Consider the following 13,306-nt stretch of genomic DNA (forward strand, 5'->3'; position numbering starts at 1 on the left):
ATTATGCTAAACCCAATTTACCAATTTTCATCCCAATATTACCTAGAGCTACTGGGCCGAGATATTCGGCAAGAAAGCGGAATAACTCATCAACATCGTGAAAAATACAATGAGTGTGTAGTTCTTTTTCTACGGTACGAGTAAATTCGTAAGACACTTTTGCATTTTCAATATGAGCTTCTAACTTTAAATAAACTGTTTCAAAATAATGGCTCATCGCGCCTTCTAAACCGGGGTCACTAATACGCACGTCCCATTGATTACTAAATAAAAGTTCTGTTTTTTTCGACATAATTTCTTCCTGATTATATAAAATGAGTAAAATTTCTTAAAAAAAGACCGCTTACGTTGCCATAAGCGGTCAGATTAAAGGGAATTATTGCAATAATGAAATATCCGCAACTTGTAAGAACAAGTTTTGTAGCGTATTTAAAATCGCTAAACGGTTTTGACGCAGTTTTTGATCTTCTGCATTCACCATTACATTATCAAAGAAATTATCTACTGGCTGACGTAAACTTGCTAATTTATCTAGCACGGCAGTGTAATCGCCTTTAGCAATCAGCGGTTGAACTTCTTTTTCTAATGTCAGCACAGCTTCCGCCAAGGATTTCTCTGCAGGCTCTACACAAGCGGTGAGATCAATCGCACCAATTGCAATATCCGCTTTCGCAAGAATGTTACTCACACGTTTATTCGCTGCCGCTAACGCTTCTGCTGCATCTAATGTGCGGAAATGCGATACCGCACGCACTCGTGCATCAAAATCAGATGGTTTAGTCGGACGGCGAGCCAGTACCGCTTGGATCACATCTACCGCAATACCTTCATCTTGATACCAGGCACGGAAACGACCAAGCATAAAGTCCACTACATCTTCAACCACATTGGTATTCGTCAGTTTATCGCCGAAAAGTGCGGTGGATTTTTTCACAATTTCTGCCAGATCAAGCGGTAAGTTTTTCTCAACAATAATGCGTAACGCACCTAATGCTGCACGACGTAATGCAAATGGGTCGGCACTGCCTTTTGGTGCTTGACCGATACCGAAAATTCCTGTGAGCGTATCGAATTTATCGGCTAAAGCTACACTACTTGCCACCAGTGATTTTGGCAACGCATCGCCCGCAAAGCGTGGCATATATTGCTCATTTAACGCCACCGCCACTTCTTCATCTTCACCATCGTGGCGAGCATAGTGCATTCCCATCACGCCTTGCGTATCGGTAAATTCAAACACCATATTTGTCATTAAATCGCATTTTGACAGTAAACCTGCACGTTTTGCTTTAGTTTCATCTGCCCCAATCTGTTTTGCAATCTCGCCTGCAAGCTGTTCAATACGAGCGGTTTTATCACGTAATGTACCAAGCTGTTGTTGGAATAAAACGGTTTCTAAACGTGGTAATTGATCTTCCAAACGCTGTTTTAAGTCGGTTTTAAAGAAGAATTCCGCATCTGTTAAACGTGGGCGAACCACTTTTTCGTTCCCTTCAATGATTTTACTTGGATCATCAGGGTTGATATTCGATACAAAGATAAAGTGTGGAAGAAGTTTTCCGTCTTTGTCATAAATCGGGAAGTATTTTTGGTCGCCTTTCATTGTGTAAACCAAAGCTTCCGCAGGAACAGCTAAGAAACGCTCTTCAAATTTTGCCGCAAGCACATTCGGATATTCAACAAGGGAGGTGACTTCATCAAGTAAATCATCTTCAATATCTGCTACACCACCTAAAGCGGTTGCTTTCGCTTGAGCTTTTGCAAAAATTTCAGAACGGCGTTCGTTGAAATCCGCAATCACAGAACCTTTTTCTCTCAGTAATTGTGGGTATTGATCGGCGTGATCGATTTGGAATTGACGTTCGCCTAAGAAACGGTGTCCACGAATGGTACGACCGCTAGCTACACCTAAAATCTCGCCTTCAATTAACTCATCGCCTAACAATAAAGTGACCGTATGCACTGGGCGAACAAATTGTTCGGTTTTATCGCCCCAACGCATTGTTTTTGGAATAGGTAACTTCGCAAGAGAATTGCTGATGATGCCAACAAGCAAGTTTCGGGTCGGCTGACCTTCAATCACTGCACGATGAACTAGCCATTCGCCTTTGTCAGTAGCGATACGCTCCGCTTGCTCAACGGTAATGCCACAGCCTTTCGCCCAGCCTTCAGCCGCTTTGGTCGGCTTGCCTTCTGTATCAAACGCTGCTGACACAGCAGGCCCACGTTTCTCGATTTCTTTACTCGGTTGAGCGGTTGCTAAACCTAGCACTTTCACCGCTAAACGGCGAGGGGCTGCAAACCATTCTACTTTATCAAAAGTTAAACCTGCTTGGTTTAATTCTTGTTCTACATTTTCTGCAAACGCAGTCGCTAATTTTTTGAGTGCCTTCGGTGGCAGCTCTTCAGTGCCGATCTCGGCGAGGAAGTTTTGTGTTGTCATTTTGTTTTCTCTATTTTGAATTATTTATTTTTCTATTAAATTCACCTTCTAATTCGCCATTTTGAGGGTTTATTTTAAACTTAACATCATAATCTTTATAAATTGCCATAATTAAACCAATACCAACAAAGACTACAGCAATAATTACCGCAATTTCCAAGCCAGTCAATGTTGCAACAGCTCCTGCAGTAGCAACCCCTAATCCGCCAGTAATACCTCCTGTTGCAGGAGCTACAACAATTCCAGCGATAGCCGCAGATAAAATACCTAAAGACCACTTACTAAGTGTATTAATTTTTCGTCCCTTTTGAATTTTTTCTGCCAGTTCACCTTTTACAATAAAATGTATTTCTTTATTTTTAATTGCATTTTCTAATTCTGCTTTTGTTGTGATTATTTTCATAAGAATCTCTTAATTTCTGTCGGTAGTATTTTTAGCTATTTCAACCCCCGATAGCACTCGTGTTCACACGAGTACTTACTCTTTATTTAAAATTACAGCACTCGTCAAAGAATAGCTCTATCTTATCTATACAAGCGGTACATTTTTCAGAAAATTTGCAAAAATAGTTAGAAATCCTACCGCTTGTTTATTCTCTCACTTCGTTTTAACATCTGCCAAATCTCCCCTAGCCCCTCTTTGCTAAAGAGGGGGACTGGAATTGTGCAAAAATTAAGTTCTGTGAGCTACTTTGCATTTTAAATTTTATTGTCAATGAAGAACTTAATTCTCTAAATTCTTGGAGATCCGATCCCCCTCTTTAAGGGGCTAGGGGAGATTTGTCCTAGCCTTCTCAAAATAAACTTCATCATTGCATTTTAAATGTTCTTATTACTGATGAAGAACGCAATTCTCTAAATTCTTGGAGATCTGGTCCCTCTATTTAGTAAAGAGGAGCTAGGGGAGATTTGTCCTAACCTTCTCCAAAAACAAATAAATCTGCTCTATCACCGCTTCAATCTCAAAATATATTTCATCATTGCTAAACCGCATTACGGTAAATCCTAGAGAGTTTAGTTCCGCATCACGCAAGCGGTCTTTTTCCTGATAATCAGGTTCGTAATGTTGGCTACCGTCTAATTCAATAATCAACTTTGCTTTCGGGCAGTAAAAATCCACAATGTAATTCAACAGTGGCTTTTGGCGGTTAAAACGAAAACCTAAAAGCTGATCTCGGTTTATCCGTTGCCATAATTTTCTTTCCACATCTGTTTGTTCAGTGCGAAGTTTCTGTGAGAGTGGTTTGAGTGATTTTGAGTAAGGTTGCATATTAAGTCTCCCTTAAATTTTACAAAATTCTCACAAAAAGCACCGCACTTTTATTTAAATACTGAACTTAAGTCATCTTTATCCAAAACGACCCTCTCATTAGCCAATAACAAAGCTGGAATTCCGATATGGCTGTTTTGTTTAGCGTGGTCGAAAGCAGAATGACGATCTCGCAAGAATAGAAAACGTTTGTAGTTTGCCATTGATTCCAAAATATTTACGCTTTCATAATCCACGTTTAAACGGGCTAACTCTGCCACGAAAGGCTCAGTATCGGGGCAGAGATGGGCAAAAAAGAGTGCGGGTTTTGTCATTTCTTATATCTTATTCAGTAAGAAAAATTAGCTTTTTCGAATCGGTTTTAATACTAAGGTTTTATCTGATGCAATCACATCAAGAAGTAAATCAATATTAGGGTGCTTGCCAATATTTAGTTTGGCATCTTCGACGTGTTCTGCAAACCACTCAACACCTTGTTGAGCCGATTGTTTATTAAGTTGTTTATCAAAGGTTTCTGCTAATGCATTATAGAGCTTTAATGAACCTAATTTACCTTCAATGGCGGGAATATGGTGAATAACATTACCGTCTGAATCAGCGACATCTAAACCTGATAGATGGTCAATATCAGGGAAGGTTGATAAATAATCTTTGAACTGCATAGACTTTCCTTAAATTTACATACCAATAATTAGACATTCAGCAACGCTACGAGCATTAGACTGTGCGGCTGAAGCTGCTGATCTATCGCCAATTGGACCGACAAAAACACGATTCCAGTCAGCACTGCTGCTAATACGAGCGTTATAACCTGCCATTGCTAAACGCGCTTGCATATTTTCAGCTTGAGCTTTATTTTTAAATGCACCACATTGCAAGCCAAACTTACCGCTTGATTTAGGTGCTTCTGAAGCGGATTTAGTGGTTGCAACAATTTTTTGCTGAGCTGTATCTTTCTGTGTTGTTTTCTCTTGCTCTTGTTTTTGTTGTTCTGCTTTCTTAGCTTGTTCTTGCTGTTTTCTTAGTTCGGCAGCTTGCTTACGCTTTTCTTCAGCAATTCTTTGCTCTTCAGCTTTCTTCGCTAACGCCGCTTGAGTATCTTCAGGCGTCGCAACTTCGGCTACATCTTCTGTTTCTTGAGTGCCTGACTGATTAGCAACAGCTTGGGTTTGTTGCTCTAATTTGCGTTTTTCCGCCTCTTTTTGTTGTTGGATTTTTTGTTCTTGTTCTTTCGTTAATTGAGCCAATTTTGAGTTTTTATCGACTGGCACTTCACGTGTTTCAAGATCTTTAATATAGCTATACACTTCTTCTGGGCGACTTGGTAAGCTACTTTTCGGTTGTTGAGATTGAGCTTGTGGGGCAACCACAGTCGGTTGCTTATTGTTATTATCAGATAACAACAGCAGTGCTAAACCACTTAAAATAAGTAGCAAAATAATAATGATAAGAATAAGAAATTTATTTCCACTCTTTTTGTTTTTTGAACGAGCAGCATAATCACGATTTGGCACAATGACCCCTAAATAAATGTAATTTATAATCGAACAATAGTACTAAAAATTTCCGTTTTTGGCTAGGGAATCGACTGTGAAATCATTACACAATATTCCCATTTTCAACCTGAATAACGGACGTAAAAAGCTGTTTTACTTCATCAAATTGGTGGGTAACCATCAGTAATGTCAGATTTTTTTGGATACACAGGGTATAAACTAACTCTTGTAATTCTTCTCGTCTGATTGGATCTAAAGCTGAAAAGGGTTCATCTAAGAGAAAGATCGGTTTATCTCGTAATAGCGTTCTTGCCAATGCTACACGCTGTTTTTGCCCACCCGATAATTTATCTGCTCGGCGTGATAGGAAATCCGCTATCCCCATTTGATAAGCGATCTCTTCTACTTTGTTATTTTGGGATTGGCTTAATCGCAAACTCGGGGTTAAACCTAGTCCTATATTCTGTGAAACAGTTAAATGTGGAAAAAGATTATTGTCTTGGAATAGCATTGAAACAGGTCTGTCTGCTGGTTGCGTATGCGTATGATTTTGCCCTGCAAGGTAAACTTCACCTTGGTTTGCTAGCTCAAATCCAGCAATTAAATTGAGTAACGTGCTTTTTCCTGAACCACTTTCACCGATAACTGCAACTCTCTCACCTTTTGCAATATTTAACTTAAATTTCATCGGCAGTTCAGGATAGTCAAATTCGACATTCATTTGGATCATCTGTTTTGTTCTCGCTGTTCAATAATCAAAAATGGTAAAAAAGCAAGGAGCATTAACATCAATGCTGTCACTGCAGCATCGTCCATTCGGTAGCTCCCTAATTGTTGATAAAGCAGATAAGGTAATGTACTAAAATCAGGGCTACCGAAAAAGGCAATGACGGTAAAACTGCCTAAACTAGCCGACATTGCAAGGGCAAAAGCATTACGAAGCGGTCGGATCAGGTAATTTTTTTCCACAATCCACCAACGGCGAAAGCCTGTAATACCTAATTCTCTTGCTAATTTATCGTGAGTAATAAAGGCTTCCCAAACCGCCGTAAATAACAAGCGATAAATGTAGGGCAGTAGCATCAATCCGTTACATATTCCAACTAAGCATAAAAGTTGCCAAGTAGAAAGCGGTGTATCTATCAATAATAAAAACAGACCGACAGCTAACATAAATACAGGCATAATTAACGGATAAGTCGCTACTCCGGCGAGAAAACTATGGGTAATTTTATGTTTTTGATAAGCTAAATTCTTTGCTTCAAGGGCAATCAAATAGGCGATAACAATCACTGTTACCGCCGCAATCGCACTGATTAAGAGCGAGAATCGTGTTGCTTCCCAAAGTAACGGGTTGGTTAAGCGTGTAAAGAAGTGAGAAACACTAATGCCTGTCCAGATAACATTTGCGATAGGTATTAAGATCATCATTCCCATTAGCATCATAATGCCTTGTAATAACCATTTATTAACACCCTTAGCTTGTGGTTTCCAAATATGATCGACTGGAATAGCGGTATTTTTCCCCTGAGAAAATGCAAATTTCGTCAAAATATCCATCGTAATTTGTAAGATAACCCCGACTAGAATTTGGGTCATAATCAACATTACCGCTTTTGCAAAATCAAATTCGAAAGTCACCGCTTGATAAATGGCAACTTCAAGAGTGCTATATTTCGGTCCACCACCTAGCATTAACACAATCGGGAAACTGGTAAAACAGATCAGAAAAATATTCATAAAGGTATAAGGTAATACCTTTTTCAACATTGGCAATTCGACAATTTGCACATATCGCCAACCCTGTAAATTTAATTGAGCGGCAAGTTGATGCTGGCTACTTGGGATTAAATGTAACGCGTCCAAACAATATTTAGTCGCCAACGGAATGTTGAAGAATAAATGAGCAAGCAAAATACCTTGCAAACCATATAGATTAAAGGTGGCGGGAATGTCTAAAAATGTTAAGAGCTGCATTACCCAACCTGAATTGCCCCATACTCCGATAATGGCAAAAATAACCACTAAAGATGGCAATGCCCACGCAAATGAGATGAGCTTATAGAGCAAGCCTTTACCTTTAAAATTGAGATAAAAAAAACTGCGAGCGAGAAAAACGCCTAAAATTGTAGAAAAAAATGCAGAAAGTAGTGCTTGCCATAAGCTCTGTTTGAGAATTTGTAAGGCTTCCCCAACAGACCAAAAAGTTTCATCGGCACGATGTTCAAATAACGCCCATAAACTAAACACATAAAGTGCCACAATAATGGTGTAAATCGACCAAGCAGAAAAAGCAGTAAATCGGCGTAGCATCACATATCATAATAAAAAGAATAGATAAGCTAATTTACCCTATTTCATTGATGTAGTCGATGATGTTTAAAACGGGATAAAGTCATCGTAGGTTTGTTCTTTCTCAAAGAAATTTATCATTGTCTCTGCTACGCTCTGCTTTTTATCGATTAAGGAGATATTATGAGCAAGACTTTTAGCGATGAAGCAGAAAACTGCAAAGTAAATTGCAAACCGACTAGTACCGCAATGTTTGATAATGCCGATTCTCAAATTGATTTTGAGCAACATTACCCAGACCAAGAAACTGCTCAGCAAACACTTGATTTCTTGGTCAATAAAGCCAAACAAATTGAAAATGAGCCTTGCCAAATAACGCATCAATTCATTTCACAAGAAAATGGCGTTACACTTAATGCAACATTTAATTTCAGCTGCCAAGCAGAAGCAGTCTTATTTCAGCTTGCGTTGCGTTAACCAAAAACTTCTTGATATCTCAGACAAACCTCTAGGCACCTCACTAGAGGTTTGCTCTAATAAGCATATAGAAAAAGGACCAATCAAATGAAAGATTTTTTAACCATCATAAACACTTGGTATCAATCAAAATGTGATGGTGTTTGGGAGCATTCTTATGGATTTTCTTTAGATAATATAGATAACCCTGGTTGGTGTATAAGAATTACAGGGGAAAATAGCAAGGAAATTTGGGACATTACAAATTCGATAGATACAGAAGATAATTGGTTAATAATTAAATCTGACAATCATTCTTTCACTGGTTACTCTGGCGTTTTGTCTTTTAATAAATTACTTGAGTATGCAGTAAATTGGCTCGAAGTAGATTCATAACATCCAATGGAAGCTATTTCATTGTCAAAATACAAAAAAGATCGAAAATCATTTTTATAGTATTTACACCAACCGTATTTAACCTATCAAGATTATTTGAGGGATTGTATTAGATTAGCAAGTATGCCAGTTTACTTCAGCCCCAAACACTTTATGACTGAATATCGTATTTAGGGCTTACTCCAAAATGTCTTTTATATTCTCGGCTAAACTGGCTGGGGCTTTCATAACCGACTTGGAACGCAATATTGGCAATATTGCTTTGCTTGGTTTGGATTAGCTTTTGTGCAGCCAGTAAACGGTGCGATTTTTGATATTGTAACGGCGACATATTGGTCATTTTTTTAAAATGTAAATGAAAACTGGATACCGACATTCCCGCCTGTTTCGCCAAATCATCTACACGCAATGATTCAGACAAATGTTGCTCAATCCATAGTGCAGTTTGAGCAATTTGATTTGTGTGGCTACCTAGCTGTACCAATTCTCGTAATTTTTGTCCTTGATCGCTTTTTAGCAGAACATAGTAAATGTGTTGCTGAATAAGCGGTGCAAGAAAATCAATATCTTCTGGTGTTTTGAGCAAATCAACCAGGCGCTCAAATTGCTCCAGTAGATTTTCCTCCATTTGCCATTGTAAAAAAGCGGTCGATTTTGGCTGATTTTTTGCAACGGTCTTTGGAATATGAGGTACGATGCTTGCCACCATTTTTAAGTCAATTTTCATCGTCATCATCAGATAAGGCTTTTCAGGGCTTGCTTTCACTACCTCTGCAGACAACGGCACGTTTATTGGGCAGAACATAAAATGTTGATTACTGAATAACGTACATTGATCACCAATACAAATTTTTCGTTCACCTTGCAACACAATGCAAATGCGAGGCTCGAGAATGGTACTTGCCACTGGTGTAGGGCGATCTGTGTGTTGAATTACAAGTCCATCAATGGGAGTCTGCCAAAATTGGTTTTTCGGCACAAGCGGTAATAATTTATCAATAATGTGCATTTTTACTTTTAGAGAATTAGGCAAGTTTCTTGTAGAAATGATATACCTACAAACTTAAAATTGCCACTAAAATAACCGCACTTCTAACGGATAAGGATTAACAGGAGAATATAATGAATTCACTTTTTCAAACTTATACTCTTAATAATGGTGTAGAAATTAAAAACCGCTTGGTTGTTGCTCCGATGACACATTTCAGTTCAAACGAAGACGGAACACTAAGCGAGCAAGAGCGTACCTTTATCAGCAATCGAGCAGTGGATATGGGGATGTTCATCACAGCGGCAACGTTAGTGGCGAAAAATGGTAAAACCTTTGTGGGACAACCTGAAGCCCTTGATGATAGCCACTTAGATAGTTTGCGTGAAATTGCACAAGTACTTCAAGCACAAGGTGCAAAAGCGATTTTACAAATTCATCACGGTGGCGTGAATGCACAAACAAATTTAACAGGTGGACTAGCGTTGATTAGTGCATCAGATCACGCTGAAAGCGGCGCAAAAGCAGCAACGGCTGACGAAGTGGTAGCGTTAATAGAAGCCTATGCGAATGCGGCAGAATTAGGGATACGAGCAGGCTTTGATGGCGTAGAAATTCATGGTGCAAATGGCTATTTAATTCAACAATTCTTCTCTGGTCAATTTAACCGTCGTACAGATGAATGGGGAGGTAGCCTTGAAAAACGTTTACGCTTCCCGCTGGCGATTGTTGATGCAGTTGTAGCATTAAAAGAGAAATATGCAAAACCTGAATTTATTGTAGGCTACCGTTTCTCTCCAGAAGAACCAGGAGAAAACGGTTTAACGATGACAGATACTTTTGCTTTAATCGATGCCTTAGTGGAAAAACCATTGCAATACTTGCACGTTTCACTTCACGAATTTGACAAAAAAGCACGTCGTGGAGCGGATACTCATCTTACTCGAATGCAGCTTATTCACGAACGAATTAACGGTAAGTTACCATTAATCGGCTTGGGGGCTTTACTTTCAGGCAAACAAATTCGTGCAGCATTCCAAACAGGGTGGGCGGAATTTATCGGTTTAGGTAAAGCAGTAATGGTAACGCCAAATATTGCTACCTTACTGAAAGAGAACCGTGATAGTGAAATCACAACCGAGCTTGATCCAACACGAGCAGACCAATACGGAATACCAGACTTTCTATGGAGTTTATGCCAACAAGGCGGAGCGTGGTTACCACCAGTGAAAGGGCACGACTGGAAACCAGTAGATATTTAATTTTGATATGAAGAAGGAATAAACAATGAAAATTTTTTACCAAACATCAGCAACCGCAACAGGCGGTCGTGACGGTCGTACTCAAATAGATGACGGTTCAATCGGCTTTGACTTAGTTGGCTTCCACAACCAAAGTGGTAAAGTGGGTACAAATCCAGAACAGCTTTTTGCAATGGGCTATGCAGCTTGCTTTGATAGTGCAATGAACCACGTTGCACCAACTTTAGGTTTAAAACCTACCAAATCAAGCACAACAGTAGGTGTGGGTATCGGTCAAAAAGCAGATGGTGCATTTGCATTAGATTTAGATATCACTATTACAGTAGAAGGCTTAACGGAAGAAGAAGCAATAACCTTAATTACTCGTGCACACGAAGTTTGCCCATATTCAAATGCAACTCGTGGTAATGTGGATGTGCGTTTGCATGTGAATGTAGTTCAGGCTTTTGATTTATAAGGAAGTTAATGTGTAGAAGATCAATTCTGATCTTCTACAGTTTATTGTTCCAAAATGGAAAAATGGTTGCTAAAAATTGCGTTAAGAGCTTATAGTAAAAGGCTTTAACCCATTTTTTTGAAAATAAATAAAAAACGTGTCATTTTTGTAAAAATCAAAATATAAAGAAGAATGGTGTTAGAAATAACACTGAACGTTATAAATGTCATTGCTGTAATAAAACATTCACCTTTCAACATAAAATAAACCCTACCGATATTTGGTTTGATTATTCGCAAGGAAAACAGAGCTACAAAGAACTCGCTATTAAATATAAATGCTCAGTTAAAACTATTCAGTGATATATTGATAAAGCCCCTAAAACCGCATTAAAAACGCCTATTTCAACGCATTTAAATATTATGGATACCACTTTCTTTGGTCGGGAATTTGGTATTTTGGTCATAATGGATAGCTTGAGCGAAAAGGTCGTTTATCACCAACTGGTTAAGACCGAATGAGATGAGTATTATCACGTTGCATTAAATAGATTAAGAGAAAAAGGCTACATCATTCAATCCATTACCTGCGATGGGTGTCGTGGATTACTTAGGGACTTATTCGATACTCCGACACAGATGTATCATTTTCATCTCGTTGCAATGGTGATGAGAAAACTCAGAAAAAAACATAAATTAGCGGCAGGAAAAGCGCTCAAAATACTTGTTAAAACCCTCAAGGAATGCACAAAAAATAAATTTTATCGCCATTTACACCTATGGTATTTAACTCATCAAGACTATTTAAATGAACGACCAGATAAATGCAATGAGAAAGGTTATTTTCCTTATAAACATAAAGGATTAAGAAGTGCTTTATCTAGCCTTAGATATTATGAAAAATATTTATTTACCTTCGAAAAGTACACTGGGTTAAATATAGAAAAACGACAAATAGGTTAGAAGGATTATTTAGTGAACTTAAGCGAAAATTAAATAATCACAATGGATTAATAAGAAAGCATGAGGTATTGTTTATACAGAATTTTTTAAATAAAAAGGGTTGCTAACAACATAAGAAAAATATTATTAGCAACTGTTTTGTCCATTATGCCGATTAACAGCTGGGGTGATTTAGGCAATTCTTTGCAAAAGAAAACTGAAATCTAGCCGCTTACTTTTAGAGTTTTGTAGCAAGCATTGCTTCCAATTTTTCTTGGTCGATAGCGAACTTACGAATACCTTCTGCTAATTTTTCAACAGCCATCGGATCTGCATTATGTTCCCAATAGAATTCAGCTTCAGTCATTTTTTCTGGTTTTGCTTTTACTTCGCCGTTAAATGCCAGTTTGCGAACTAATGGTTGATTGCTTTCTTGTAGCTCTTTTAATAATGCAGGAGCAATGGTTAAGCGGTCGCAACCTGCAAGTTCTGTAATTTCGCCAGCGTTACGGAAACTTGCTCCCATTACAACTGTGTTATAACCATATTCTTTATAATAGTTATAAATAGATGTGACAGAAATCACACCTGGGTCTTCAGCAGGTGCATACTCTTTCTTGTCTGAGTTAGCTTTATACCAATCTAAGATACGCCCTACAAATGGAGAAATTAAGTAAACACCAGCTTCTGCACAGGCTCGGGCTTGTGCTTGTGAGAATAATAAGGTTAAGTTACAGTTGATACCTTCTTTTTCTAACTGTTCTGCAGCTTTAATGCCTTGCCAAGTTGATGCAATCTTAATCAAAATACGATCGTTGCTGATACCTGCTGCATTATATAAAGCAATTAATTTGCGTGCTTTGGCGATGGTTTTCTCTGTATCGTAAGAGTAACGAGCATCTACTTCAGTAGAAATACGCCCTTTTACTACTTTTAAGATTTCTAAACCGATATTAACTGCTAATTTGTCTTCTGCATCAATAAGTTGTTGATCTTTATCATTGCTTTGAGCTTTTGCATAAGCAACAGCGTCATCAATTAGTGGAGCGTATTGTGGTAATGCAGAAGCACTTAAGATTAAAGATGGGTTAGTCGTTGCATCTTCAGGTTGATATAATTTGATTGCGTCAATATCGCCAGTATCGGCAACTACAACTGTCATTTCGCGTAAAGCATCTAATTGGTTCATAAAACTTCCTTAATATATGTAATGAAAATCTCGTCAATCATATCAGTAACTGAATAAAGAAAACAGAATGAATTTTGTTAGATAAGTCACATTTTGCAAAATAGAGATAAAATATGTCCGCTTGTTGCTGAAAACTT

At 38.3% G+C, this 13,306-nt stretch carries 17 protein-coding genes; 6 read left to right on the plus strand and 11 right to left on the minus strand.

Annotated elements, in window-relative coordinates:
* Position 1 precedes the first annotated feature (1 nt).
* From A1D26_RS05815 to thiP, 9 genes are all read right to left on the minus strand, one after another.
* Entirely contained in the window at positions 2 to 292 is a 291-nt protein-coding gene (locus tag A1D26_RS05815) for a DUF5377 family protein (protein WP_157403127.1), read from the minus strand.
* 84 nt (positions 293 to 376) lie between these two features.
* On the minus strand, positions 377 to 2,443 hold the full coding sequence (gene glyS / locus A1D26_RS05820) for a glycine--tRNA ligase subunit beta (protein WP_157403128.1): 2,067 nt from the start codon (positions 2,441 to 2,443) through the stop codon (positions 377 to 379).
* Positions 2,444 to 2,453: 10 nt separating this feature from the next.
* Positions 2,454 to 2,846, minus strand: coding sequence for a hypothetical protein (locus A1D26_RS05825; protein ID WP_198303096.1), 393 nt, complete (start codon positions 2,844 to 2,846; stop codon positions 2,454 to 2,456).
* Between the two features lie 495 nt (positions 2,847 to 3,341).
* Positions 3,342 to 3,713, minus strand: a complete 372-nt coding sequence (locus tag A1D26_RS05830; protein ID WP_157403129.1) for an endonuclease domain-containing protein — start codon at positions 3,711 to 3,713, stop codon at positions 3,342 to 3,344.
* A gap of 50 nt (positions 3,714 to 3,763) precedes the next feature.
* On the minus strand, positions 3,764 to 4,027 hold the full coding sequence (locus A1D26_RS05835; RefSeq protein WP_157403130.1) for a hypothetical protein: 264 nt from the start codon (positions 4,025 to 4,027) through the stop codon (positions 3,764 to 3,766).
* Between the two features lie 27 nt (positions 4,028 to 4,054).
* Positions 4,055 to 4,375: a DUF2322 family protein gene (locus A1D26_RS05840; protein ID WP_157403131.1), complete on the minus strand. Its 321-nt coding sequence runs from the start codon at positions 4,373 to 4,375 to the stop codon at positions 4,055 to 4,057.
* A 15-nt stretch (positions 4,376 to 4,390) separates the two neighbouring features.
* Entirely contained in the window at positions 4,391 to 5,227 is an 837-nt protein-coding gene (gene ftsN / locus A1D26_RS05845) for a cell division protein FtsN (protein WP_157403132.1), read from the minus strand.
* A gap of 85 nt (positions 5,228 to 5,312) precedes the next feature.
* Positions 5,313 to 5,939 (minus strand): thiamine ABC transporter ATP-binding protein, encoded by a 627-nt coding sequence (gene thiQ, locus A1D26_RS05850; RefSeq protein ID WP_157403133.1) that lies wholly within the window; start codon positions 5,937 to 5,939, stop codon positions 5,313 to 5,315.
* A complete protein-coding gene (thiP, locus tag A1D26_RS05855) occupies positions 5,936 to 7,522 on the minus strand; it encodes a thiamine/thiamine pyrophosphate ABC transporter permease ThiP (RefSeq protein WP_157403134.1) in 1,587 nt (528 codons plus the stop codon). The genes thiQ and thiP overlap by 4 nt, the downstream gene beginning before the upstream one ends.
* Before the next feature lie 162 nt (positions 7,523 to 7,684).
* Here thiP and A1D26_RS05860 point away from each other — a divergent pair, with 162 nt between their 5' ends.
* Both A1D26_RS05860 and A1D26_RS05865 read left to right on the plus strand, forming a co-directional pair.
* Complete coding sequence (locus A1D26_RS05860) at positions 7,685 to 7,978, plus strand: YfcZ/YiiS family protein (RefSeq protein WP_157403135.1); 294 nt, start codon at positions 7,685 to 7,687, stop codon at positions 7,976 to 7,978.
* Between the two features lie 87 nt (positions 7,979 to 8,065).
* Positions 8,066 to 8,353, plus strand: coding sequence for an Imm53 family immunity protein (locus A1D26_RS05865; RefSeq protein WP_157403136.1), 288 nt, complete (start codon positions 8,066 to 8,068; stop codon positions 8,351 to 8,353).
* 151 nt (positions 8,354 to 8,504) lie between these two features.
* Here the strand turns inward: A1D26_RS05865 and A1D26_RS05870 are convergent, their stop codons facing one another.
* Positions 8,505 to 9,362: an AraC family transcriptional regulator gene (locus A1D26_RS05870; protein WP_157403137.1), complete on the minus strand. Its 858-nt coding sequence runs from the start codon at positions 9,360 to 9,362 to the stop codon at positions 8,505 to 8,507.
* Positions 9,363 to 9,475: 113 nt separating this feature from the next.
* Between A1D26_RS05870 and A1D26_RS05875 the strand changes: the two genes are divergently transcribed.
* The 4 genes from A1D26_RS05875 to A1D26_RS09795 all read left to right on the plus strand — a co-directional run bounded on the left by A1D26_RS05875 (position 9,476) and on the right by A1D26_RS09795 (position 12,001).
* Positions 9,476 to 10,603 carry an NADH-dependent flavin oxidoreductase gene (locus A1D26_RS05875; RefSeq protein WP_157403138.1) on the plus strand — a complete coding sequence of 376 codons (1,128 nt, stop codon included), beginning with the start codon at positions 9,476 to 9,478 and terminating at the stop codon, positions 10,601 to 10,603.
* Between the two features lie 25 nt (positions 10,604 to 10,628).
* Positions 10,629 to 11,060 carry an organic hydroperoxide resistance protein gene (locus A1D26_RS05880; protein ID WP_157403139.1) on the plus strand — a complete coding sequence of 144 codons (432 nt, stop codon included), beginning with the start codon at positions 10,629 to 10,631 and terminating at the stop codon, positions 11,058 to 11,060.
* A gap of 161 nt (positions 11,061 to 11,221) precedes the next feature.
* Positions 11,222 to 11,401 (plus strand): hypothetical protein, encoded by a 180-nt coding sequence (locus A1D26_RS09790; protein WP_438696204.1) that lies wholly within the window; start codon positions 11,222 to 11,224, stop codon positions 11,399 to 11,401.
* 306 nt (positions 11,402 to 11,707) lie between these two features.
* Positions 11,708 to 12,001, plus strand: coding sequence for a hypothetical protein (locus tag A1D26_RS09795; protein ID WP_262508789.1), 294 nt, complete (start codon positions 11,708 to 11,710; stop codon positions 11,999 to 12,001).
* Between the two features lie 217 nt (positions 12,002 to 12,218).
* Here the strand turns inward: A1D26_RS09795 and tal are convergent, their stop codons facing one another.
* Entirely contained in the window at positions 12,219 to 13,169 is a 951-nt protein-coding gene (gene tal, locus A1D26_RS05890) for a transaldolase (RefSeq protein WP_157403140.1), read from the minus strand.
* Positions 13,170 to 13,306: the final 137 nt, after the last annotated feature.

It is taken from the genome of Ursidibacter maritimus, assembly GCF_009761395.1.
GTDB classification, from domain to species: Bacteria; Pseudomonadota; Gammaproteobacteria; order Enterobacterales; family Pasteurellaceae; genus Ursidibacter; species Ursidibacter maritimus.